The organism is Siminovitchia sp. FSL W7-1587 (assembly GCF_037963795.1).
Lineage (GTDB): Bacteria > Bacillota > Bacilli > Bacillales > Bacillaceae_C > Siminovitchia > Siminovitchia thermophila.
Map to the genome: position 1 here is coordinate 485,599 of NZ_CP150169.1, position 23,619 is coordinate 509,217.

The window sequence follows — 23,619 nt, forward strand, 5'->3', positions numbered from 1 at the left end:
GTGATCAGATGAATCACAGGGTCAAAAAACATCTCAACATATGGAAATATGATGGGCAGACAATCCGCAAAACCGAGGACTGCGCAGCTGTAGAATTTCCTTTTACGATTTATATTGATGGAGAAGAGTTCGCGACGGCAGTTTGTTCACCGACTGATCTTGAACAACTGGCCGTCGGCTTCCTGGCATCAGAAGGAATCATCCGGCAAATGGATGATCTGGATTCATTGGACATTGACCAAGCTCGTGGTTTTGCCTATGCCGCCTTAAAAAGAAAACAAACGATTTCCAAAGAGTTTTACTCGAAACGGATGATCGGCTCATGTTGCGGCAAAAGCAGACAATTCTACTTTTACAACGATGCTAAAACAGCCAAAACTGTCATGTCCAAACAACAGATTTCGATCACCCAATGCTTTCGTTTAATGGCAGACTTGCAAACGCAATCCGAGGACTTTTTGCTCACCGGCGGCGTCCATAATGCCGCTCTTTGCACAGCCGATGATATTATGGTTTCCTTCTCAGATATCGGCCGCCACAACGCCCTAGACAAAATATACGGCTATTGCTTAATGAATCACGTACCTTTGCACGATAAAATCATTGCCTTCAGCGGCAGGATTTCATCCGAGATCGTTTTAAAAGCCGCAAAAATTGGTGTCGGCATTCTTATTTCCAAATCCGCTCCAACCACACTGGGAATCAGTTTGGCTGAGGACCTCGGCATCACTGCTATCGGTTTTGTCAGGAAAAACCAGCTGAATATTTACTCGCATCCACACCGAATCATCGAAGCAGCTGACGATTTAGAGGAAGATGCCACAACCAAATAGAGGCTGAGACAAACCTCTATAAAAATGGATAAACCGCGTGAAATCAAATATAAAAAGATGATTTCACGCGGTTTTATCGTCACAATTTATCGTTATGGGTTTTATTGTTGCTTTTCCATTTCCCCAAGAACACGGTTAACTCTTTTCTCAAGCATCTTCATTCCGCCGCCCCCGGCTTGGAAATGGCGCAACTTGCCATCTTTATCAAATACATAATAGGCGGGAACATATTGGTTTTCGAAAGCATCGGTTAATTTCATTTCACTATCCACGAAGATCGGCTGGGTAATATCATGATCCGCAGCCACCTTCTTGATTTCATTTAAATCAAGATCGTCCTCTGAACGCGGCATATGTACGGCCACAACATTTAATTTATCCTGATACTTATCGCGGAATTCATTCACTTGCGGCATTGCCTCTTTGCACAAATGGCAGCTGATCGACCAGAAATGAATAAGGGTGGGCTTTTCGCCTACAAGCTCCTCTTTTGTAACCTGGCCATTCAGCCAATCTACAGCACCGTTCAGTTCAGGCATGGGCTCACGTAATTTCATTCGCTATCCCTCTTTTCTCGTAAAATAGTTTTCGATATGGGAAGGACAGACACAATGGGTGCCTGTCCTCAAAAAGGTTTATTTAAAATTAAACATTCAATGTTTCTTGTCCTGGTCTCCAGTTGGCAGGGCAAAGGCCACCTGTTTGCAACGCTTGAAGTACGCGAAGCGTTTCATCAACATCACGGCCAATATTGTTGTGGTTCACAACAGAGTACATCATTTCCCCTTCAGGGTTGATGATGAAAAGGCCACGAAGGGCGATTCCTTCTTCTTCAATTAAAACGCCATACTCCCGGGATACGGCGTGGTTTGTGTCAGCCGCAAGCGGATATTTCAATTGGCCCAGTCCATTGTCTTTACGGTCTGTGTTAATCCAAGCCAAGTGTGTATGAATCGTGTCCGTAGAAACCCCAATCACTTCTGCATCCAAATCTTCGAACTCATCATAACGGTCGGAAAGAGCTGTAATCTCAGTCGGACAAACAAATGTGAAGTCCATTGGATAGAAGAAAAGCACTGTCCACTTGTCATTTTTCATGTTCTCTTCCAAACTTACCTTGCCAAACTCTTTGTTGGGCATAACAGCATCCATTTCAAATCGAGGTGCTTGCTTACCTACCATACGTTCTGCCACAAAAATCCCTCCGTTGTTATAATTATTATTAATTGAGAAAATGAAATACATTTTCTCATATAAAACTTGATTACATTTGACATTATAGGCTAAATTTCGACACAAGTCAACATAAATTATAATAAATGTAATTAAAAACTAATTACTGTTTAGAATTTCGTTCACACTTTTTAAGTTATACCCCAAAAAGGGAAATTTATTCCTTATTTAAGATAAGTGTAGCATGCTTCAGCATTTTGTTAAAATAAAATGCCTTTATTAAAACAACTACATAACAGGCTGATCTTTAGTATAGTCCCTTACAACATCAAGGAAAGCCTGTACCTGTCGCAATTCAAATGCCGAATCATACCCCAAGAGCCATGTATCTCTTCTGATCGGGGTCCCCCGTTCATCCAAAAGGGGAATTTTGTATATATTTTTTTCAGTTTCATTAATCGTAATAGCCGGTAAAATAGCGTAACCGATTCCGTTATACGTCATTTGCTTGCACGTTTCGATCTGATCCACGACAATAGTCCTTTTGGGAAAAGTTTGAAACTGACGGTGCCACCAATCCTGAATCTCCTGATAATAATTGGAGTCACTTTTAAATTGGATGAAAGGCCTGTCCGTTTCAATGACTTGTTCAATCTTTTGAATTTCACGGTCAACAAGATATAGACTATCCTTGAACAACGGGTATTTCGTGCCCTTCCAATCGGTTGTCCCCCGAGTGATCCCTATATGAACCTCGCCTTCGTATAAAGCTTTCAATATTTCACTGCTCCATCCCGTAATGAGAGATATTCTCACATGTGGATATTGAGTGACAAATTGTTTTAATACTTTCGGCAGCCAATTTTGACAGACAATCGAAGCGCAGGCAATTTTCAATGTTCCGTGTACATGCGTTTCCAATGCCCGAATCTCCTCATACACCCTTTCCTGCTTCTCCAGTGTTTCGCTTGCAAATTGAACGACCTTTTCACCGGAAGGTGTAAGCATTAAGCCTTTTTGTGATCTGATAAACAGCTTTGTCCCCCATTGTTTCTCAATATTTTGTAGACGCTGGGATAATGCAGGCTGCGAGACGAACAGCTTTTCCGCCGCTTTTCGCATATTCATTTCTTTGGCCAAAACCGTTAACAATTTTAAATCAGTTAAAGACATAGCATTCCCTCTTCATTATGATGATGACGAATCAACTTGCCAATTTTTCTTTTTAGGCAAAAAGAATATTAAAATAAGGCTTATGATGCCAAAAATCAAAACTGCTACATAGACAGAATGGAGCGAATGGGATAATCCGTCTTGCAAAAGCGCTTTGACGGCAGGAAGCAATTCACTTCTTTGCTCCTCCGTCAACAACTTGTTCGTGGAATCCAGTGTAAGCTCCTCCCCTACCTTTCCACCTCGCTCAGAAAAATAGCGGAGTATTTGACCATTTAATATTCCGCCAAGCAAAGCCGCTCCCACAGTATTTCCCAAGTTTCTCATGAACATGTTCGTTGCTGTCGTGATTCCCCGCTGTTTCCAGCTCACGGCACTTTGGATCAGTACGATAAATGACGTTGATGTCATACCCATCCCAACGCCAAAACAAAAAGAAGACAAGGCCGCGCCACCAGGGCCGGCAGCAGGAACAATGGCTACAAACAACAAACCGCCAACGACCAAAAATATCCCGCCGATAAAAGATGTATTCCGATAGCCGATCTTTAACATCAATTTCCCCGCAACAGTCGAGGCAATCGGCCAACCAATGGACATGGCCGTTAATGTAAAGCCCGCGACAGTTGCACTTTCTTCCATGACACCTTGTACATAGGCAGGCAAAAAGCTGGATATTCCAATAAGCATCAATCCCGTTGTAAACGAAACTACATTGGCAATGAAGAGCGGCCGGATTTTCCATATTTCAAATGGAACCATCGGTTCGGCTGTTTTTTGTTCCTGGACGATAAAGAACAGAAATGCCGCAACAGCAATTACAGATAAGCCGATGATTTGGGGGGAGGTCCAAGAAAATCGCACTCCCCCTTCGACAAGAATAATCATGAGCGAGGCAATAACGACCGTTAACAGGCCGGCTCCGGCATAATCAATCTGAGGCTTCTTCTTCTCCATATTTTCATGAAGAAAGAGCCAAAAACCCACCATGGCGAGCAGACCGAGGGGGATGCTCACCCAAAACACCCATCTCCAACTGAGAAATTCAACCAACAGGCCGCCTACTGCCGGACCCATAACGGCTGAAATCCCCCAAACGCTCGATAAATAACCTTGAATCTTCGGACGTTCTTCTGGCGAATATATATCACCGACGATCGTTGTCGCGATGGGCATGACTGCGCCGGCGCCGATCCCTTGAAGCAGCCGAAAAAGAATCAGTTGTCCCATGGAGGCGGCAACCCCGCAAAGGAGCGACCCAAGAAGGAATATACCGATCCCGAAAGTGATAACCGGTTTTCTTCCAAATAAATCGGCCAGCTTGCCGTAGATCAGGACAGTAATGGTATTCATTAACAAATAGGCTGAAAATACCCAGCTATAATGTGAAAAACCGCCCAACTCCCCTACAATGGCCGGCATGGCGGTGGCGACGATAGTGGCCTCGACCGCTCCGACAAACATGGCAAGCATAACGGCAACCAGCACATATTTTCTCTTTGTTTCTTTTTTTTCTGTATTTTGAATAGTATCTTCCACAAACGCCCCTCCCGAAATCCCAATTGGTTTCCCCATTCCTTTTAGAACCGGATTATGAACAGAAGACCCCCATTGCAGGGAAAAGAAAAAATGACCCTTTTGAATTTTTCAAAAACAAACCATAAAAAATGGGCTCCCGAATGAGGGAGCCTCCCTTGATGTTTATGTTTAAAGCTGCATTTTTAATTCTTTTAAAAGGGCTCTTCTTGTAAAAATGCCTTCAAAATACCCCTCATCATCCAGTACACACAAAAAAGGATGGTCGATGAGCAAATCAACCGCTTTTTCAAATGGATCCTTCAACAAGACGATCGGGATGTTTACCGCCATAACATCTTCCACTTTCTTATCACTAAGCTTTTCAAACTCAATTCGTTCCAATCCAAGAATGGATTCCGTAATGATGGCGGAACTGATTAATCCGTGTAATTTAAAACGGGCATCAAGGACCGGAATCGCGGAATAACCACTTTTTGTCAATACGAGCAAAGCGTGTTCCAGGTTATTGCCAACTTGAACGTGGGCTACTTTCTCAGATGGTATGATATAGTCGCTTATCTTTGGGTTTGTAAACGCATGACTTTTTAAGGAAAGCATTGTAAACTCCCTCATCTCTTTAAAATCTTTCTTACTTCATTTTACCATAAATTAAGAAAAGGGAAACCAATATGCCATAGCAAAAAAGCACTTTCACATCCCGCAAGCAGCTTTATTTAAGAGAGATTTTTCACTTCCTGGACGATGTCAAAAATCTCGATAGCCGCAGCATCAATATCATCAAACTGGTACACTCGCTTATTTTTGTGTTTGTCGTACTCTTCAACTTCAAACGTTTTTTTGTCGGGAAAAAATTTTACTTGGCAAATAACCTTTCCGTTTACTTCAAACTGTCTTTGCGGAAAGTCATCGTAGTCCGTCATATTTTGCATGGATTGCAATCTTTGAATAATGCCCATTAATTGTGACATGTTTAAAACCCCTTTCTTTGGGAGACACACTAATTATAAAAGAAGCACCTTTCACATTGCAAACTGTTTTTCTTGCTTGTGCTAAATTTGCCACTCCTTTATTTTCCAGGGGTAAAAAACCTTGATTTTGCAGGAAAATAAAATTCGAAGCCAGTCACCGGCATTTTGCGAAAGGCTCACTGACATTAAAAAGTGAAAAAAGCAGGCTGTCAGCCTGCATCATTCATCTTCTTTCATATTTAATAAGGATTCATTCAATTTTTCAAGTGAGCGGATAATTGTTTTCTTGCGGTTATAGCCTTTGACATTCACCGATACCGTATTCATGCTCGTAAACACTTGTCCCCATGAGCCATACGGTTTAAAACCGTAAATATATATTTTAATGACTCCTGATTTTGTCGGCAGGAAAAGAGCTTCATAAGTGTTGTTTTTTAACATTTTAATCCCCTTCCATCGTTCTTCCCAGCCAATGTTATATAAAGTATCCCATCATACGAATGTTTGGTCTGACAAAGTAAATATACACTTGAAGCCTTGTGTTTTCAAGTGTAAATTCTTTTTAATAAAATCAATGAATGAAATGTTTGTGTTCAAAGAAATAATCAAACTGGGTGAATCTTTATAACATAACATAAATTCACCACTCTTTTTAAAATAGACGTGAAGTTTTTTCGGAAAACTGCTGGAACAATGTACCGAAGTTTCGTACCGAACGAACGGATCAAGAAAAAAATCCTCCAGTCTGCCATTATTCAGATATAGCGCACCAAAACTGACCACTCCGAAGCCAGTGATATCTTTCCAACAGATCTATAAAATGTTATAATAATGTCAAATTCAATCAATCTCAAGAAAGGGGAACTTTCTGTGGACCTGGATTCCAATAAGACGCACCCATTGCCGCCGACGATTGAAAACCTTTCACAAGCCATTTTTACCGTCAACAGACATGCGAAAACCGCCATTAACCCCAAATTTTTATATAAACTGAAAAAAACGGCTATTGACAAAATGATTCAAGAAAAAAAAGCGACAAAGACAGGACTGCATTTTTCAAGAAATCCGAGATTCAGCCAACAGCAATCAGATGTTTTGGTAAAATGCGGTGATTACACCTTTCACATACCGCCCACTAAAGAGGATTTTCAACGTTTACCCCATTTAGGCCATCTTGATCAACATTCCCGCAATCCTAAAACCCGAATGCCGCTTAATACAGCAAAGAAGCTTTTACAAGAATATACAGGTCTTAAAGAAACCAAACAAAACCCCCATCGTCCAGAAAGAAAGAAGCCTACATTTAAAAAATTGGGCGACAGCTTTTTTTAATAGGCTAAGACCGTCTGTGCAGGCTGTCTGAAAAAGATACAGCCTTTACGGGAAGAGCTGCCTCCTTCAAGGAGACAGCGAAATCGTAAAAATATGTTAAGCGGCTTGGGGCAAAGCCGTTTAATCTTTTTGATACCGTTCATGTCATAAAAGTCAATGACTTGTTTCATCCTTCCAATGGATCGTACTTCTTGCATTTTACCATACTCGAAGTGGCTTTCATGTCGCTGTCAAGACATCGCCAATACGCGACATCCTCTCTGCTTCACTAACCATTCGTTACACACTCAAATAATGCATTTTGAAATCCGAGATCCCTATGAAAATGCTTCATTTATACATGGAAGCGCCGCATGCAGGTTCTGAAAACTCCGTGAATGATGTGAAGCATGACTTCTTTGGGGGCTTGTAAAAGGAAAACCCCCAATGAGTGAGCTTGTCGCCTGTCTACTCATTGGGAGCACATCATTGTTTGATGGGGTATTTACTTCCAATACTTAATCAATGCCTGTGTTCCGCTTTCTTCTTCTCCTTTTTTCGCAATAGCTTCATACATTTGTTTGGCCAATTCCAATCCCGGAAGCTTCAAATCCATTTTATCTGCTTCCTCAAGAGCGATGCCCATATCTTTGATAAAGTGCTTAACAAAAAACCCAGGCGAATAATCTTCTTTTAAAACCCTGGGAAGCAGGTTGGACATCGACCAGCTTCCGGCCGCGCCCGTGCTGATCGATTGGAGCATTTTCTCCGGATCTAGCCCTGCTTTTCTTGCATAAATGAGCGCTTCCATGACGCCAATCATGTTCGATGCAATGGCAATTTGGTTGCACATCTTCGTATGCTGGCCCGCCCCGGCCTCGCCTTGATAAACAATATTGTTTCCAAGGATTTCCAAAATCGGCTTAAGCTGTTCGAAAGTCTCTTTTGACCCGCCTGCCATAATGGAAAGCGTTCCGTTTTTCGCCCCGATATCACCGCCTGATACGGGCGCATCGAGCGCTCCAATACCGCGTCTTTGCGCCTCTTGAGCAATCTTTTTGGCAAGTGTCGGTGTTGAAGTCGTCATATCGACCACTATTTTTCCTTTGGAAGCCCCATTAAAAATCCCGTCATCACCAAAATAAACATGCTCCACATCATGCGGATAACCGACCATCGTTATAATGACATTTGCATCACTTGCCACCTCTTTGGGGCTTACTTTCCATTCGGTCCCTTCCCTGATCAAATCTTCAGCTTTTTCTTTCGTGCGTGTATGAATAAGAACACGGTAACCATGTTTTTGCAAATTCCGCACCATTGATTTTCCCATGACACCGATTCCAATAAAGCCGATCACTGCATCCATTGTAAAAACCGCCTTTCTTTTTATATGGATCTTAACTTGCCGCCGTCAACGATAAAAGTATTTCCAGTCATATATGTATTTCCGTCTGATGCGAGAAATACGACAACTTTCGCAAATTCTTCCGGTTTCCCGTCCCTGCCAAGTGGTATGCTCCTTTTCGCTCTTTCTTCAATAATATCAACGTGAACCCCTTCCCTATCTGCCTGGGCACGATCAAGCTCCTTCACTCTTTCCGTTGCGATTCTGCCCGGCCCCACCGTATTGACCAAAATATGATAAGGCGCAAGCTCTTGAGACAATGTTTTGGAGAGCCCGACAATCCCAAGCCTGAATGTATTGGATAAAATCAATCCTGGAATAGGTTCCTTAATGGAGGACGAGGCGATATTCACAATTCTCCCACCCTGTCTCTTTAAGTAAGGGAGTGCTTCCCTAATCGTCCTAATATAAGATAATAAATTAAGCTGGAATGAATAGGCCCAATCTTCATCCGTCATGTCCTCAAACCCGCCCGCCGGAGGACCACCTGCATTATTCACCAAAATATCGATGCCGCCGAACTTCTCAGCCGTATATTGGACTGCCTGCTGAATATCGGACGGCTTCAAGATATCGCAAACGGTATATCCGGCAGATCCTTCCTTTAACCTATTTAACTTTGAAACTACAGTTTTGAGTCTTTCTTCATTACGGCTGGCAAGCATTACTTTCGCACCCTCTAAGACAAATTGCTCCGCTATTGCCCTGCCAAGCCCTTTGCTTGCTGCCATAACGAGCACTCTTTTCCCCGCTAAGCCGAGATCCATGTCTCTTCACCCCTCGTTAAATAATAATGTTCAACAAGCGCTTAACCGCTTTTTGATCCATTCACCTCCTATCCTTAAGTATAATGAAAAAAGAATCGGTTGCCGCCTTTTCCGCATCCGGCATATTATTTTAACAATTATAAAAATTATATCTATTTTAATCCGAAAAATAAACAAAAAAACCGGAAGGCAATTGCGGCCTTCCGACAAAATAGGGGGAAAAATGAGATTGACATGACTACTAAAAAGCAAGATCAGTCATGGTTATTATTCTATACCACATTTTTTACTTTATACTCCTTCTTTTGAAGATTTTTTTGTTTCAATTATATTACAATTTTTTAAAATTCCTAATTCCTTCTATTGGATAATTGACAGTTGTTTCGTTTTCCGTTTTACTGTACATATTCGCGTAAAAACATGATTTAAAAAAGTAGCATTGTGTCATATTTGCACTTTCATAAAATATAGTGCAAACTATGTAAAAAAACATAAGGGGGAAGCCAATGAAAATTGCCAAAGTCGGAGACTTGATTGAATTCAGGGGAGGCCTTCAAGGAATTGTGGAAAAAATTAATGACAACTCGGTCATTGTTGATTTAACGTATATGAAAAACTACCGTGAACTTGAACTGGAAGAAAAAACGGTCGTCAACCATAAAAAATATAAAATCATTAAAGAATCTGTGGGGTTATAAGAAGCAAGCACCATGCTTGCTTCTCTTTCATGCCAATGATACCATAGAAAATTGTCGAAAAATGGAGTCCAGAAAGGAATTTACATATTCAAATGAGTAAAAAATGGATTGATGTTAAACTGGCCGGCGGAGTCTTTTTGGCCTACTTGCTTGTTTTTGTTGCCTTTGATAGAACAGATGTGTTCTGGTATTTATATACAGCCGCCATCTTGTTTCTGATCAGTTACTCTATCATTCATGAACCATTGGACGATGAAGCACCTACAAAACAATATATCACGTATGGCGTCATATCGGGGATCGCCCTTTATGTATTATTTTTCATTGGAGATTGGGTGTTGGGAATTATACCGAATCCGTTATCTGAACAAGTGGATAGCGTTTACACCCATTTTAGCTTTGAATTTTTTTGGCATTATTTAGTCCTCGTTTTTATTATGATTCCTGGAGAAGAAATTTTTTGGCGGGGATTTGTCCTAAAAAAATTGCTGGTTTGGCTAAATCCAATTGGCGCCATCTTTGCGGGAGCGCTACTGAATGGAGCGGCATTTTATTTTACCGGTTATTTTATCTTGGTGATTGCCGCCTTCGTCAGCGGACTTGTGTGGGGTTGGCTATATATTTGGAAAAGAAGCATTCGACTCGTCATCCTGTCCCATTTAACATTTAATTTGTTACTCTTGATTCTCTTCCCTCTTCAATAATAGAAAAGCATTTCTTCTATCGTTTGTGAAAAAGGTCTATATGTTTGTTTTGGATTGTATGCCCCGAGAAAAATATCTACCATACTTGCAAGTGGGGACTTTTGTCATAAAAGCCCCTCCTCTACCTCTTTTTATCGAAGCATGTTTTGCAGATTATTTTCCCTTCATTCTGTATGTATGCTTTGATTTCAGTCATACCTCGGCTTTTCGGATAGCGCATCTTCACATAAATCTCTTCATAAGGCTGAATTTCTTTTTTGCATACAGAACATTGGGCAGTCAATTGAAACATTATCAACCATACTCCTCCCTATTGCTTGTCTTTTTATATATACGGTGTAACGAATAGGATAGTTTTCATATGGCAACGGTTCTTCATTACTGCCTTCCAATTACCCTCACCCACAACTTTTCCAAATATATAGGAACATTATCGCATATGAAAACAACCTCCCCTTCGCCCCTTTGCACCCAGCCGCTTAAAGGGTATTTTGAGATGATCAACGATAAAAAGCCCTCAATTCAATAAACGGCCGGAATAGACAGTCGTTTTTATGGAGACACTTTCGCCGGCTTTATCAACAACAACAGCAAAAAGCCAATGCTCACATAGCCGAATAACGGATACAACAAACCGAGCAGCTTGCCATATTTCACAAGACTAATCAAACAAAACACGATAAACAGGAACAGAATGATCCATAAGGGGTTTGTCGGAACGTATTGATGGAGCTGACGTTCAATCCCATATGTATTGCCAATCAATGTTGTAAAAATTTCTCCATATATAATGAGGATATATATAAGGTAAAGACTTCCTGCCGACTCATGAACAATCACCGCCATCGGAATTTCAAACATCCTGGGATCACGCAACACGGATAAACAGATATGGCTGGAAATTAGCAGGACGGTGAGAAATACCCCTCCCATCACCCCACCCCATTTGACTGTTTTTCTGTCATTTATTTCTGCAGCAAGGGGAACTAGTACAGCTTGAGCCAAAGCAAGATTAAAGCCGGCATACGAAATGGCTGACAACACTGCAAACCACCCATTACCTGCATCTTCTACTTGAAACCATAATGTAACATTCCCCCCAGGGACAATATGAAAAAGGACGGCTGTATTAAAGGCGATCATCATTGGAACAACAATCACATTAATCGCCAACAGCCCTTTTATCCCGGCAGCCATAATAACCAGACCAATAAACGTGGTTAAGAGCATGCCGGAAAATTTGGGGAAATTCAACTGCTCGACAAACAATGCTTCCGCGCCCGCAAGCATTACTCCACAAACGCCTACAAGCATAACTAATAGAAATAGATTAATAAACTTCGCCAACTTTTTTCCAAACAAATATTCATTTAATTGTTCAAATGATGTCGCTTTAATATCAATTGACAACAACATGATTTTTGAACCGAGGATTACGAACAAAAATCCTGCCATCAGGATTGACAACAAGCCAAGAAAACCAAACCGTGTAAAAAACTCTACAATTTCCCTTCCTGTTGCAAATCCCGCACCAATGACGGTTCCTACGTAAACGGCAGCCACTTGACATACATCTATCCAATTCTTCACGGCTCATCCCCCTTAGAAAAATCGTATGATGGCTTGCCCAAAAAAATTTGCAAAATGAGTAAAAAAGAGTTGAAAGTCAAAATTGGTCAGTGTATAATGAAATCAAAGGTCAAAGTTAGTCAATGTCAAAGGACCTTTTTTATATCATTAAATGGTCAAAGAAGATCAAAAAAATAACAAATGGAGGTTTGGTGTATATGTTTTGCAGTAAATGTAAGGAAAAACAAGCAAACATTCATCTCCACGTCAATATTAACGGACAAAAGCAAACGATGGCATTATGTTCAGAATGCTATGCGTCGGAAAAACAACAACTCGGTGCATTAGGAGGCGTCCCATTTAAAAGTCAATTTGGCAGCTTTGATGATTTATTTAAACAATTCCCCGGAATGAATCAGCCATTTGGGCAAAACATGGGCGTATCCCAAAAAGAAAGAAGCACAACAGGACGCGGCGGAGGATTTCTTGATCAGCACGGTCATAACTTAAACGATGCCGCCAGAGCCGGACTGGTCGACCCTGTAATTGGCCGCGAGGAAGAAATAAACCGGGTCATCGAAATATTGAACCGGCGAACGAAAAACAATCCGGTGCTCATCGGTGAGCCAGGTGTCGGAAAAACTGCTATCGCGGAAGGGTTGGCGCTGAAAATTGTTGAAGGAAAAGTGCCCGCCAAACTAAAAAACAAGGAAGTCTATTTGCTTGATGTGGCATCTCTTGTCGCCAATACCGGTATTCGCGGACAGTTTGAAGAGCGGATGAAACAACTCATCACAGAGCTTCAAAGCCGCAAAAACATCCTGTTGTTCATTGATGAAGTGCATCTTCTTGTTGGAGCCGGATCCGCTGAAGGATCGATGGATGCCGGGAATATTTTAAAACCGGCGCTCGCACGTGGAGAATTGCAAGTCATCGGGGCCACGACACTAAAAGAATATCGACAAATTGAAAAAGACGCCGCACTGGAAAGGCGCTTCCAGCCGGTTCAGGTCGGAGAGCCATCTTCAGACAAGGCCCTGGAAATCTTGAAAGGATTAAAAGAGAAATATGAAAACTACCATGATGTAACGTTTACAGACGAAGCGTTAAAAGCATGCGTAGAACTATCAAGCCGCTACATTCAGGATCGCTACCTGCCTGACAAAGCAATCGACTTAATGGATGAAGCCGGCTCCAAACTCAACTTGACGATTCAAGATACAGATAAAGAGTCGCTCCAACAACGCTTTGCCGAAATTGAGAAAGAAAAGCAAGCGGCCCTTGCCAAAGAAGATTATGAAACGGCAGCAAAACTTCGAGACGAAGAAATGGATCTCGAAAAACTTCTTAAAGAAGAGTCTCCAGAAAAGCGGGTTGTCGTAGACGTCCGCCATATTCAGGAAATCGTAGCGAAAAAAACGGGCATTCCCGTCGGCAAGCTCGAATCAGATGAACAGAAAAAAATGAAACACTTGGAAAAAGCTCTGGGGGCAAAAGTCATCGGACAAGAGGAAGCCGTTCAAAAAGTAGCTAAAGCCATTCGCCGTAGCAGAGCCGGATTAAAAGCGAAAAGCCGCCCGATTGGTTCGTTCCTGTTTGTAGGACCCACAGGGGTTGGTAAAACAGAGCTTACAAAGGTACTGGCTGAAGAACTATTTGGCACAAAAGACGCGTATATTCGCCTGGACATGAGCGAATATATGGAAAAACACAGCGTTTCAAAACTGATCGGTTCCCCTCCGGGCTATGTCGGCCATGAGGAAGCCGGACAGCTTACAGAACGAGTGCGCCGCAACCCGTACAGCATTATATTGCTTGACGAAATCGAAAAAGCGCACCCGGACGTTCAACACATGTTCCTGCAAATTTTAGAAGATGGCAGATTGACTGACAGCCAAGGCCGGACAGTCAGCTTTAAAGATACAGTCATCATCATGACGAGCAATGCAGGAACAGGCGAAAAGCAAATTCATGTGGGATTTGGCCAAAGTAATGCATTAAAAGAGACAAGCATTCTTGACAAGCTCGGTGCATTTTTCAAGCCGGAATTTCTTAACCGCTTCGATGCGATTATCGAATTTAACTCACTTGAAAAAGAACATCTCTTGAAAATAGTTGATCTGTTACTTGCTGAACTGGCTGGGACACTTTCCGAACAAGGAATCACGATCACGATTTCCGATCAGGTAAAAGAAAAACTAACGGAATTGGGCTACCACCCTCAATACGGGGCACGTCCTCTCCGCAGAGCCATTCAGGAGCATTTGGAGGATCAAATATCCGACTACATTTTAGACCATGAAAATGTTCAAGATCTGCACGCAGTTGTGGAAAACGGACAAATCAAAGTCATCCAAAAAGAAGTTGCCTAATACGAGGCAATCCCAGGCCGTCGAGCGTTTCTCGACGGTCTTTTTATCGAGAAAAAAACTTGTGTTTGTAAAAAGTGTAAGCTTTTTTCGAGGACACGGCTGTCTGAGCTCGCCAACAGAACAGTTTCACTTTAAGCCTTTTCGATTTCGGTGAATTTAAGGAGACGGGCCATGTCTGAGCAAGCACTGGTCACTTTCAATCTTAAGCTTTGTTCTGCTTCAATCAGGAACTAAAAACCCGCTCATTGATGTTTCGTTTATCTAGCAGTGGAGTCTCCTTTTTATACATCACCAAAGTGGGATTTAGAGGTTTGCAGGCGAAGAAAGTCACATCATGTGCACCTCCCCCTCCCACTGATTGAGCTTGTATATTCATTATTTCACTTAACGTGTCCATGGCGAAAATTATCCCAGTGTATAATACGCAAGCATTTAGCGTAGTCAAAATATGTAGACTCCCGCGGGAATAGCTCGAGCTGAAGATCCCGCAGGAAAGCGAAATATGTTGACGTAGCGATGATAGGGATTTTTTTACACAAATAAACCGAACAATTATAAATGAATTGTTCGGTTTTGCTATTTCGTATTTGCTTATGTCCCATTCTCTTTTTTATCGTTTTTTACTGTATGAATTATATTCTCGGGGTTTGCAATCTATTAGGACGACCGTATATGGTTTTGACGAAATGGTTTGGAAAATAATACGAATGACTTCTTTAGAGCATGTCTCACTTTTTTAGAAACTGTGCCAGTTTGAAAGTCCCGATAATATTCATTTAACAACTGGTCAAGCTCACGGCTGCATCTCACTGTTTCCTCGGCATTCAGTCCATATTTATTGCCAATAAAAAACATTTCTTCGCGTTTTTCCTGAATTTTTGCCAACAAGATTTGCTTTTCCATCCTACCGTAACCCATCGTTCGTTCTCCCCCGCCAATTATTTTCCTTTTCAACTTCCTCATTATCTCAAAAGTCTCTATTTTTGTAAACGCCTGAAAACGACCAGTCACACTTTTGACATATTTGTGGTTCATTATAATACTCCTTCCAATTTTAGCAAAATCTCTTTTTTATCAACTTGATTTCCAGCATATCCCATGAGTGACTTGTTCTTCCCAACTACCCGATGACAAGGGATAATAATAGGAATTGGGTTTCTTCTGTTCGCCTGTCCAACAGCTCTTACCGCTTGCTCATTACCGATCCACTTTGCGATTTCTCCATAGGTTCGCGTTTGGCCGTACGGAATTTCCAACAATTTACTCCACACCATTTTTTGAAATGATGTACCATGTAAAAATAACGGCACGTTAAATAATTGAATTGTGCCTTTAAAATACTGATCCAATTGCCGCTCCGCTTCTTTGAGGATGGAATGTTCGGCATTTTCCACGGGTTTGGTGGCTGTTTGTAGAAACTTGTCCCATCCAAACGTAATACCCGTAACTGCCTCATCCGTCCCTGTTATGACAAGTTGTCCAATTGGACTGTCCATAGTTGTATAATACATTCTCTAGACTCCTTACCTCATTTTGTTATAATATGGCAAATGAAAATATCATATGTTTGTTAAACGACGTAAAGGGAAAATATAGGCTGACTTAATAAATGAATCAAGCAGGTGATTGCATATGGATAAAAGAGACAGTTATTTTGATAATGCCAAAACCCTTTTAATCTTTCTTGTTGTGTTTGGTCATTTGATCCAATCCTACATTGAAACAAACGCTTTTATATCCTACTTGTATAATTTTATTTATACGTTTCATATGCCCGCCTTTATCATCATATCAGGATTTTTTGCCAAAGGAATATATGAGAAAGGCTATATTTGGAAAATAACAAAAAAGTTAATCATTCCATATATTCTGTTCCAAGGACTTTACGCTGTTTTTTATTACTTTTTGCACAAAGAAGATACTTTTCGTTTTGAACTGCTTGACCCAAAATGGTCGCTTTGGTTCTTAATTAGCCTCTTTTTCTGGAATATTTTGCTTTTGGTCTTTAACAAATTTAAACCGGCCGTGGCTTTAACAATTACCATTGCAATCGGCCTTGCTGCCGGATATGCCGATTGGATTACGAATTATCTCAGTTTATCAAGAACGCTCGTTTTCTTTCCTTTTTTCCTGGCGGGATACTTTTTAAACAAAGACGACTTTCAGATGTTACGATCCAATAAGGCAAAAGTTGTGGCGGCGACTGTCATGTTCGTAGTAACAATTGGAATCGTCTATTTTTCGGACTTAGATGAAAAATGGTTCTTCGGGTCAAAGCCATATGGTGAACTGGAAAGTGAAGCCATTTTGGGAATGTTGAAGCGAACCGGCATATACACACTTCAGTTTTTGATGGCTGGAAGTTTCTTTGCTTTCGTTCCTCGCCGACGCTTCTTTTTTACAAGGTGGGGAAGAAATACACTGTACGTTTACTTGCTTCATGGCTTTATCATTCGCTTGTTTAGAGGAAGCAGTTTGGAGGATTATCTAAACCAAACACTGACCCTACCTGTTCTGATTTTCGCCAGTTTCGTTTTAACCGCCATCCTTTCCAGCAAATATGTAACGAGTTTGACACAGCCGTTCATAGAATTAAGAATGTCAAAGTTGAAAAAGTTTTTCGAGCAGCTGAGAAAAGAATATAGAGCACTAAGACATTCCTGAAGCCTCCCCATTAAAATGGGGAGGTTCTAAATTTTCAAGGTTTTTCGTAGTCCTTTTTTCTAATTCGTTGTATTTGGTCTTTATCCTGCTATATTCGCTCGACATTTTTCGTGAAATTGTGGTTTCCCCCTTTCTCCGCTAAAATAGAAAAAGAGTGTCAAAAAAAGGAGTTGCCATGTTTCATGAAAGTAATCGCAAGTACTTTAAACGCGAAATTTATCCATACAAATTTAGCCATCCGATATTTAAAAGCATACGCTGCACCGGAATTTGAAGTCGAAATAGCTGAATACACGATCAATGATCCGGTTTTAAATATTGCATCCGACTTATTTGCCAAAAAACCGGACGTGATCGGCTTCAGTTGTTATATATGGAACATTGAAGAAACAGTGAAAGTGATTCAAATTTTGCGTAAGATCCTGCCGGATGCGGTCCTCATTTTGGGTGGCCCGGAAGTTTCGTACGACGTAATTTATTGGCTTAAACGATTGCCGGAAATCAATTATATTGTCATCGGTGAAGGTGAAGCTACCTTTAAAGAACTGCTTGCACATTTGGCGGGTGGAAAAACAATCACGGATGTGATGGGGATCGGCTTTATGGAAAACGGAAAGCCGGTAATCAATCCGATCCGTCCGAAAATTGACTTGCGTGAAATGCCTTCCCCTTTTCGTTTTCCAGAAGACATACCGAATCTGTCCAAGCGGGTCACATACATTGAGACAAGCCGTGGCTGTCCCTTCAGCTGCCAATTCTGCCTCTCCTCCATCGAGGTCGGAGTCCGTTACTTTAACCGGGAGAACATAAAAGAAGATATCCGGTATTTAATGAAAAATGGCGCTAAAACGATCAAATTTGTTGACCGCACTTTTAATATTAGCCGGAGCTATGCAATGGAAATGTTTCAGTTTTTAATTGATGAACACGTGCCGGGCACCGTATTCCAGTTTGAAATCACCGGTGATATTATGCGCCCTGAAGTGATTGAATTTTTGAATGAAAACGCACCAAAAGGGCTATTCCGCTTTGAAATCGGCGTCCAATCTACAAATGATTTGACGAACGAACTCGTTAAAAGAAGGCAAAATTTCGAGAAGTTGACAAGGACTGTGACCATGGTAAAAGACGGGGGAAAAATTGTTCAGCACCTCGACCTGATTGCGGGCCTCCCGGAAGAAGATTACAATTCCTTTAGAAAAACATTTAATGACGTATTTGCCTTAAAACCGGAAGAGTTGCAGCTCGGCTTTTTAAAAATGCTGAGGGGGACCGGCCTGAGAATATCGGCCAAGCAATTCGGCTATACGTATATGGACCATGCACCATATGAAATCCTCGGTAACAACGTCATTGACTTTAACGACATTCTTAAAATTAAGCAAGTGGAAGATGTGCTTGAAAAATATTGGAACAACCATCGCATGGATAACGCTGTTGAATATATCGTTTCAACTTGTTTTGAAACTCCCTTCGATTTCTTCCAACGGTTTGGAGCATATTGGGATCAGCAAGGCTGGTCGAGAATAGGCCATCAACTTGAGGATTTATTCATTCGTCTCCAGCAGTTTTTGAGGGAAGAGAATGTGGAGGGAAGAGCGATAGCTGAAGGACTCATGAAGTTTGACTATTTGTTGAACATCCGCTACAAACCAAGAAAACCATGGTGGAAACCTTCCTTAAAAAAAGAAGAAAAAGCCTATATTTACAAGGCTGTACTCGCTAAACCCGAAATGGCCGGCAGCGCGTTTGCCCGTCTGCAGTTAAAGGAAAGGGATTTATTTAAGCATACGATCCTTGAACTATTTCCATTCAGCATCTCAGATTATCTTCAATCTGGCCGGATCGTTTCACAGCCATCCATGGCCCTCGTTTATTTTGACCCGGCCGATGGAAGATCATCTTTGTTCCCTTTAGCAAAAAAACAGGCTACAAACATGCGCAAGCGTCTTATTCATGACATTTAAACACCAAAAACCGGCCCTAGAGCCGGTTTTTGAAACTATATATAATTGCTAACTTGGGAACTTTTTACAAAAGCTCTTTTCTGAGCTGTTCGGGAGATTTCGGAGACAGGAGACCGACAGGTACATCAAATACCGTCTTGGCGCCAATTTGCCCCAGGGCATTCAACCGATAGGCCGCCCTTGCGTAAGCAACCAAAATGCTTGAAGTAAATTCCGGGTTGCTGTCAAGCTTTAGAGAATACTCGACAATTTGATTCGTTCCTTCTCCGGTCTTTCCGCTTCGGATCACAAATCCGCCGTGAAGCATTTTAGCATGATTTTTCTCCAGCTCTTCTTTTGAAATAAAGTGTACGGTTGTCTCATAATCGGCGAAGTAATTTGGCATTGTTTTGATTTCTTTCTCAATCCTACCTAAATCCGCTCCTTCTTCCGCTACAACGTAACATTCGCGCAAATGCTTTTCCCTAGTGGTCAGTTCAGGATTTTCCCCTCTTCTTACGCGTTCAACAGCTTCTTCAATCGGAATTGTATATTGCACGGCGCCTTTTACGCCTTCAATTCTGCGAACAGCATCGGAATGGCCCTGGCTGAGTCCTTTTCCCCAGAACGTATATGTCGCCCCTTCAGGAAGAATCGCTTCTCCCATCAGCCTGTTTAGAGAAAACATGCCCGGATCCCAACCGACGGAAATAATGCTTGTTTTTTTGCCGGATATTGCCGCTTCATTCACCGCACTGTAATATTCAGGTATTTTCGCATGTGTGTCATAGCTGTCAATTGTATTAAACAGCTTGGCAAACTCTGGCCCCTGCTCGGGAAGGTCTGTTGCGGATCCTCCGCATAAAATCATGACATCAATATCGTTCACATATGATTCAGCATCGGAAATATGCAACACTTTGACTTGTGGATTCTTCACATGAACATCTTCCGGGTTTCTGCGCGAAAAAACAGCAACAAGCTCCATATCCCGATTTTGCTCGATAGCCGCTTCTGTACCGCGTCCCAAATTTCCATAACCAACAATGCCTATTTTGATTTTTTCCATTGTCATGCCTCCTTGAAATTTTGACTAGCCAATGATGACCCGTTCTTTCGGATAATGGAAGTCCGGTTCCTTTTCATTGCTTGACATAATGAACAAGAATGATAAAATCCCGACTCTGCCAATGAACATTAATATGATCAACAGCCATTTTCCCGTATTGGTTAAATCGGCTGTTATCCCCATGGAAGCCCCGCACGTACCAAAAGCGGAGGAAACTTCAAATATAATGGCCAACAAACTGGCATCTTCCGTATAAGATAAAATAATGATGGAAATGCCATATAACAAAACCGCAAGCAATAGAACGACAAGCGATTTAATCACATCAGCCTGGTGAATCTCTCTTTTAAAGACTTTAATGGACCTGTTCCCTCTTGCATAATGATAAAGAAATAATATATTTAAGGCAAAAGTGGTTGTACGAATGCCGCCTCCGACAGAGCTTGGCGAAGCTCCGATAAACATGAGGGCCGACATGAAAAGTACTGTCGAATGATGAAGGTCGTTAATATCGAGCGTTAATAATCCGGCACTTCTCATCGTAGTTGATTGAAACAAAGCATAAAAGAATGATTCATGCCAAGATTTTCCGACAAAATACCCGTTAAACTCTAAAAAAATAATCACAATCGTTCCAAAACCCAACAATAAAAAATAGGTGGAAGTGGTAATTTTCGTAAAAAGAGAGAATTGAAAGCGATTTTTCAACGGCTTGTTAAATAAGAAGTTTTTCACTTCAATCCATACAGGAAAGCCAATGGCGCCAAGAATGATCAGGATGATTGTAACAAACTGGACAAAATAGTCCCGGGCAAAAGGAATTAAAGATTGTCCAGTAATATCGAACCCCGCATTCGTTGTCGCACTGACAGCAGCAAACAGCCCCTGAAGAAAAGCCTCCTGCCATGTTGGAAAATAGTTCAAATAATAAACGCCAAGCACAAGCGCCCCAAGAACTTCAATTAGTAAAATCAAGGCAACAATTTGCCTGAGCAAACTGACTAACCCCGAAAAATTAAGCTGATTTTGATCCGTCTTAATCAATTGTCTTTGCTTTAGCCCGATTTTTTTTCCGAAAATAAGCCAAAAAAATGTACTTATTGTCATAATGCCGATCCCACCGATTTGAAGGGCAAAGATCAAAATAAAAATACCCGTTATTGTAAACGTTTCTGATAAGTCAACAGTTGTCAAACCCGTGACACTAACGGAGCTGGCTGCAACGAAGACAGCATCCATTGCCGACCAGTCAGCTCCCTTTTGCCTGGCGACCGGAAGGCTTAAAAGTATCGACACAACCGCAACTGCCATTATATAGTAGGAAACCAATAAGCGGAACGGTGTCAGGGCAAGTCTGTATAATTTTTGTTTATGTATCGGTTTGTCATTCATCATATTCAATTTCCTTTTTGTTACTCATTCTTACATATTAAGCAAAAAAGTATTAAAAAGAAAGAATTATTCACCACGATTTCAGAAAAAATGGATTGATTTTAGCCATATAGGAAGTTATGCACCAATATACAGCATGTTCCAGCATGGTTTACACTTTGCGCGGAATAATAAAAATTAAGCCAAACAAAGAGAAAGGAGGAATAGGTATGGGACAGCAAAGTAATCAATTGCTTGTTCCTGGCGTGGAACAATTTTTGGACAACGTGAAATACGAAATAGCTCAGGAATTCGGTGTTACTCTTGGATCCGACACAGCAGCGAGGGCAAATGGCTCCGTCGGCGGAGAAATCACTAAACGCCTTGTGAAACAAGCACAAGCACAATTATCCAACCAACAAAGCGACAGCTAAGACAGCTAAAGTCTAACGCCAATTAACGCCAACTTCCCTAACTTGGATAATACCAGGTATAAATGATACTTCACCGTCCCCAAAAATATACCCCATAAAAGGGAATATCAAATATAGAGGCGGGGACTGGGACTGTTGAAAGCCTGATTAATATTCGTAAAAATCGTGAGAATAAAACCGCGTGAAATCAAGGTTTTTAAACTTGATTCCATGCGGTTTGTTTCATTTTTACATGGTTATGTCCCGGTCCCTTTCCTTTGAGCACAATAAGCGTTGAATAACCGTTTTTTCGATTATCTCCGTATACGAGCTTTGATCGTTTTTCCCATTAAAATGGGAACGAGCACCTCGGCCTGATGACCACTGCTTCGATTATCCCCATAGAACAGGCTCGATCACTGCCATCTCTTATAACCGTTTTTTCCATTTCCCCCATAAAACGGAAATGAGCACCTCGACCTGATGACCACTTTCCATGTATCCCCATGGAACGGCAGTGATCGCCTCGGTTTATTGATTTTGGCCGCTTCTTTAATCATCCCCAGGGGCTGGCGTGGTCTCGTCACTAAAGGAGCTTTTTCAAACTCATGCTATTGATACGCCATACACCATAAGCGGTCTTCCATTTATTTAGATTCTTGCAAGACATTCTTTTTCGATAGAAAATATCCACCGGCTGCAATGACAACCAGGACGATCCAGAATGTAAGCTTCCATTCCGCTGATTCGGGAAAATGCTTGTTTAAAATACCAAGATTTGGATGTGACAATGTTAGCACAGCCAATTTTACCCCGACCCATCCAACGATCAGAAATGCGGCTGTCTCCAAACCAGGATATTTGGCCAACAAACGCACAAAGGTTGTGGCGGCAAAACGCATAATGATTACTCCGATAAGGCCGCCAAGTAACATGACAATAAATTGGCCTCCGTCTATGCCCCCTACTTGAAACCATCCTGTCGGCTTCAATGTAACAGCAAGAACAACCGCTGCAAGCATGGAATCAATCGCAAAAGCAATGTCGGCAATTTCAACTTTAATCACCGTCGGCCAAAATGAGTGGGATTTTTTGTTCTTTACTTTTTCCGGTTTACTTTCATTACCATTAGCCGAATACTTTTTCACAATGTGATGAACAGATAAAAATAATAAATAAGCTGCACCAAGCGCTTGTATTTGCCATACATTAACTAAAAAAGTGATAAGGAATAAGGCGATAAATCGAAAAATAAATGCACCAAACAAGCCGTAAAACAACGCCTTTTTCTGTTTATCCCTTGGCAAATGCTTGACCATGACAGCCATGACGACCGCATTGTCCGCGGCCAAAATCCCTTCCAGTCCCACTAAAATAACCAGGACCCATAAATACTCCAGTAGCATAGAAAAATCCAAAGAAATCCCTCCAATATAGTATAGACATTCCACCGGGCATTTAAAATGGATTTTTCAAGAAAACAAAAAGACCCCTGCCCGATGGGCAAAGGTCTTGCTAGACATTTATCATGCCAACAAAGCCGGTGAAGTGTAACCTTCACGAATTGACGACTTTGTTGCAGATGCAGGTAAACGCATCTGCTGCTACTCCCCTTCACTAAAAGCCAAGCCTATTAAACTA

The 23,619-nt window shown here is 41.4% G+C and carries 23 protein-coding genes; 8 read left to right on the top strand and 15 right to left on the bottom strand.

Annotation, left to right across the window (positions count from 1 at the left end):
* Positions 1–8 precede the first annotated feature (8 nt).
* Positions 9–833 (top strand): formate dehydrogenase accessory sulfurtransferase FdhD, encoded by an 825-nt coding sequence (gene fdhD, locus NST31_RS02320; RefSeq protein WP_339163635.1) that lies wholly within the window; start codon positions 9–11, stop codon positions 831–833.
* A gap of 101 nt (positions 834–934) precedes the next feature.
* Here the strand turns inward: fdhD and NST31_RS02325 are convergent, their stop codons facing one another.
* The 7 genes from NST31_RS02325 to NST31_RS02355 all read right to left on the bottom strand — a co-directional run bounded on the left by NST31_RS02325 (position 935) and on the right by NST31_RS02355 (position 6,127).
* Positions 935–1,390, bottom strand: a complete 456-nt coding sequence (locus tag NST31_RS02325; RefSeq protein ID WP_339163637.1) for a TlpA disulfide reductase family protein — start codon at positions 1,388–1,390, stop codon at positions 935–937.
* 88 nt (positions 1,391–1,478) lie between these two features.
* On the bottom strand, positions 1,479–2,027 hold the full coding sequence (locus tag NST31_RS02330) for a peroxiredoxin (protein ID WP_077109383.1): 549 nt from the start codon (positions 2,025–2,027) through the stop codon (positions 1,479–1,481).
* Between the two features lie 267 nt (positions 2,028–2,294).
* Positions 2,295–3,179, bottom strand: a complete 885-nt coding sequence (locus NST31_RS02335; protein ID WP_339163640.1) for a LysR family transcriptional regulator — start codon at positions 3,177–3,179, stop codon at positions 2,295–2,297.
* A gap of 15 nt (positions 3,180–3,194) precedes the next feature.
* Positions 3,195–4,718: an MDR family MFS transporter gene (locus NST31_RS02340; protein WP_328799812.1), complete on the bottom strand. Its 1,524-nt coding sequence runs from the start codon at positions 4,716–4,718 to the stop codon at positions 3,195–3,197.
* A gap of 168 nt (positions 4,719–4,886) precedes the next feature.
* Positions 4,887–5,315: a cyclic-di-AMP-binding protein CbpB gene (cbpB, locus tag NST31_RS02345; protein ID WP_077109381.1), complete on the bottom strand. Its 429-nt coding sequence runs from the start codon at positions 5,313–5,315 to the stop codon at positions 4,887–4,889.
* A 116-nt stretch (positions 5,316–5,431) separates the two neighbouring features.
* Positions 5,432–5,686, bottom strand: coding sequence for a YkuJ family protein (locus tag NST31_RS02350; RefSeq protein WP_205180102.1), 255 nt, complete (start codon positions 5,684–5,686; stop codon positions 5,432–5,434).
* 219 nt (positions 5,687–5,905) lie between these two features.
* The gene (locus NST31_RS02355; protein ID WP_077109379.1) at positions 5,906–6,127 is read right to left on the bottom strand and encodes a hypothetical protein; all 222 of its coding nucleotides are present in this window, start codon (positions 6,125–6,127) and stop codon (positions 5,906–5,908) included.
* Between the two features lie 435 nt (positions 6,128–6,562).
* Here NST31_RS02355 and NST31_RS02360 point away from each other — a divergent pair, with 435 nt between their 5' ends.
* A complete protein-coding gene (locus tag NST31_RS02360) occupies positions 6,563–7,018 on the top strand; it encodes a YkyB family protein (RefSeq protein WP_236017157.1) in 456 nt (151 codons plus the stop codon).
* A 484-nt stretch (positions 7,019–7,502) separates the two neighbouring features.
* Here the strand turns inward: NST31_RS02360 and NST31_RS02365 are convergent, their stop codons facing one another.
* Together NST31_RS02365 and NST31_RS02370 are read right to left on the bottom strand one after the other, a co-directional pair.
* Complete coding sequence (locus NST31_RS02365; protein ID WP_077109377.1) at positions 7,503–8,366, bottom strand: NAD(P)-dependent oxidoreductase; 864 nt, start codon at positions 8,364–8,366, stop codon at positions 7,503–7,505.
* A 20-nt stretch (positions 8,367–8,386) separates the two neighbouring features.
* Positions 8,387–9,172, bottom strand: a complete 786-nt coding sequence (locus NST31_RS02370; protein WP_077109376.1) for an SDR family oxidoreductase — start codon at positions 9,170–9,172, stop codon at positions 8,387–8,389.
* 506 nt (positions 9,173–9,678) lie between these two features.
* Here NST31_RS02370 and NST31_RS02375 point away from each other — a divergent pair.
* On the top strand, positions 9,679–9,870 hold the full coding sequence (locus NST31_RS02375) for a DUF2187 family protein (RefSeq protein ID WP_077109374.1): 192 nt from the start codon (positions 9,679–9,681) through the stop codon (positions 9,868–9,870).
* Positions 9,871–9,962: 92 nt separating this feature from the next.
* Positions 9,963–10,574: a CPBP family intramembrane glutamic endopeptidase gene (locus NST31_RS02380; RefSeq protein WP_077109373.1), complete on the top strand. Its 612-nt coding sequence runs from the start codon at positions 9,963–9,965 to the stop codon at positions 10,572–10,574.
* A 552-nt stretch (positions 10,575–11,126) separates the two neighbouring features.
* On the opposite strand, the gene NST31_RS02385 is transcribed toward NST31_RS02380, so the two are convergent.
* Positions 11,127–12,164, bottom strand: coding sequence for a hypothetical protein (locus tag NST31_RS02385; RefSeq protein ID WP_077109372.1), 1,038 nt, complete (start codon positions 12,162–12,164; stop codon positions 11,127–11,129).
* A gap of 197 nt (positions 12,165–12,361) precedes the next feature.
* Here NST31_RS02385 and NST31_RS02390 point away from each other — a divergent pair, with 197 nt between their 5' ends.
* A complete protein-coding gene (locus NST31_RS02390; protein ID WP_205180100.1) occupies positions 12,362–14,515 on the top strand; it encodes an ATP-dependent Clp protease ATP-binding subunit in 2,154 nt (717 codons plus the stop codon).
* Positions 14,516–15,172: 657 nt separating this feature from the next.
* On the opposite strand, the gene NST31_RS02395 is transcribed toward NST31_RS02390, so the two are convergent.
* The gene (locus tag NST31_RS02395) at positions 15,173–15,550 is read right to left on the bottom strand and encodes an aspartyl-phosphate phosphatase Spo0E family protein (protein ID WP_205180099.1); all 378 of its coding nucleotides are present in this window, start codon (positions 15,548–15,550) and stop codon (positions 15,173–15,175) included.
* Complete coding sequence (locus tag NST31_RS02400) at positions 15,550–16,026, bottom strand: methylated-DNA--[protein]-cysteine S-methyltransferase (RefSeq protein ID WP_205180098.1); 477 nt, start codon at positions 16,024–16,026, stop codon at positions 15,550–15,552. The genes NST31_RS02395 and NST31_RS02400 overlap by 1 nt, the downstream gene beginning before the upstream one ends.
* A gap of 121 nt (positions 16,027–16,147) precedes the next feature.
* Here NST31_RS02400 and NST31_RS02405 point away from each other — a divergent pair, with 121 nt between their 5' ends.
* Both NST31_RS02405 and NST31_RS02410 read left to right on the top strand, forming a co-directional pair.
* Positions 16,148–17,179, top strand: a complete 1,032-nt coding sequence (locus NST31_RS02405) for an acyltransferase family protein (RefSeq protein ID WP_339163648.1) — start codon at positions 16,148–16,150, stop codon at positions 17,177–17,179.
* 182 nt (positions 17,180–17,361) lie between these two features.
* A complete protein-coding gene (locus tag NST31_RS02410) occupies positions 17,362–19,146 on the top strand; it encodes a B12-binding domain-containing radical SAM protein (protein ID WP_339163651.1) in 1,785 nt (594 codons plus the stop codon).
* A 64-nt stretch (positions 19,147–19,210) separates the two neighbouring features.
* On the opposite strand, the gene NST31_RS02415 is transcribed toward NST31_RS02410, so the two are convergent.
* Positions 19,211–20,194: a diaminopimelate dehydrogenase gene (locus tag NST31_RS02415; protein WP_077109367.1), complete on the bottom strand. Its 984-nt coding sequence runs from the start codon at positions 20,192–20,194 to the stop codon at positions 19,211–19,213.
* Positions 20,195–20,218: 24 nt separating this feature from the next.
* Entirely contained in the window at positions 20,219–21,589 is a 1,371-nt protein-coding gene (locus NST31_RS02420; RefSeq protein ID WP_083717169.1) for a TrkH family potassium uptake protein, read from the bottom strand.
* A gap of 206 nt (positions 21,590–21,795) precedes the next feature.
* On the opposite strand from NST31_RS02420, the gene NST31_RS02425 reads away from it, so the two are divergent.
* Complete coding sequence (locus NST31_RS02425; RefSeq protein WP_339163654.1) at positions 21,796–21,999, top strand: alpha/beta-type small acid-soluble spore protein; 204 nt, start codon at positions 21,796–21,798, stop codon at positions 21,997–21,999.
* Positions 22,000–22,625: 626 nt separating this feature from the next.
* On the opposite strand, the gene NST31_RS02430 is transcribed toward NST31_RS02425, so the two are convergent.
* Positions 22,626–23,396, bottom strand: a complete 771-nt coding sequence (locus NST31_RS02430) for a TerC family protein (protein ID WP_077109365.1) — start codon at positions 23,394–23,396, stop codon at positions 22,626–22,628.
* Positions 23,397–23,619: the final 223 nt, after the last annotated feature.

Coding starts and splice junctions, on each gene's coding strand:
- fdhD (WP_339163635.1), top strand. CDS start 9: ATGAATCACAGGGTCAAAAAACATCTCAACATATGGAAATATGATGGG.
- NST31_RS02325 (WP_339163637.1), bottom strand. CDS start 1,390: ATGAAATTACGTGAGCCCATGCCTGAACTGAACGGTGCTGTAGATTGG.
- NST31_RS02335 (WP_339163640.1), bottom strand. CDS start 3,179: ATGTCTTTAACTGATTTAAAATTGTTAACGGTTTTGGCCAAAGAAATG.
- cbpB (WP_077109381.1), bottom strand. CDS start 5,315: ATGCTTTCCTTAAAAAGTCATGCGTTTACAAACCCAAAGATAAGCGAC.
- NST31_RS02350 (WP_205180102.1), bottom strand. CDS start 5,686: ATGTCACAATTAATGGGCATTATTCAAAGATTGCAATCCATGCAAAAT.
- NST31_RS02355 (WP_077109379.1), bottom strand. CDS start 6,127: ATGTTAAAAAACAACACTTATGAAGCTCTTTTCCTGCCGACAAAATCA.
- NST31_RS02365 (WP_077109377.1), bottom strand. CDS start 8,366: ATGGATGCAGTGATCGGCTTTATTGGAATCGGTGTCATGGGAAAATCA.
- NST31_RS02370 (WP_077109376.1), bottom strand. CDS start 9,172: ATGGATCTCGGCTTAGCGGGGAAAAGAGTGCTCGTTATGGCAGCAAGC.
- NST31_RS02375 (WP_077109374.1), top strand. CDS start 9,679: ATGAAAATTGCCAAAGTCGGAGACTTGATTGAATTCAGGGGAGGCCTT.
- NST31_RS02380 (WP_077109373.1), top strand. CDS start 9,963: ATGAGTAAAAAATGGATTGATGTTAAACTGGCCGGCGGAGTCTTTTTG.
- NST31_RS02390 (WP_205180100.1), top strand. CDS start 12,362: ATGTTTTGCAGTAAATGTAAGGAAAAACAAGCAAACATTCATCTCCAC.
- NST31_RS02395 (WP_205180099.1), bottom strand. CDS start 15,550: ATGAACCACAAATATGTCAAAAGTGTGACTGGTCGTTTTCAGGCGTTT.
- NST31_RS02400 (WP_205180098.1), bottom strand. CDS start 16,026: ATGTATTATACAACTATGGACAGTCCAATTGGACAACTTGTCATAACA.
- NST31_RS02405 (WP_339163648.1), top strand. CDS start 16,148: ATGGATAAAAGAGACAGTTATTTTGATAATGCCAAAACCCTTTTAATC.
- NST31_RS02410 (WP_339163651.1), top strand. CDS start 17,362: ATGAAAGTAATCGCAAGTACTTTAAACGCGAAATTTATCCATACAAAT.
- NST31_RS02415 (WP_077109367.1), bottom strand. CDS start 20,194: ATGGAAAAAATCAAAATAGGCATTGTTGGTTATGGAAATTTGGGACGC.
- NST31_RS02420 (WP_083717169.1), bottom strand. CDS start 21,589: ATGATGAATGACAAACCGATACATAAACAAAAATTATACAGACTTGCC.
- NST31_RS02425 (WP_339163654.1), top strand. CDS start 21,796: ATGGGACAGCAAAGTAATCAATTGCTTGTTCCTGGCGTGGAACAATTT.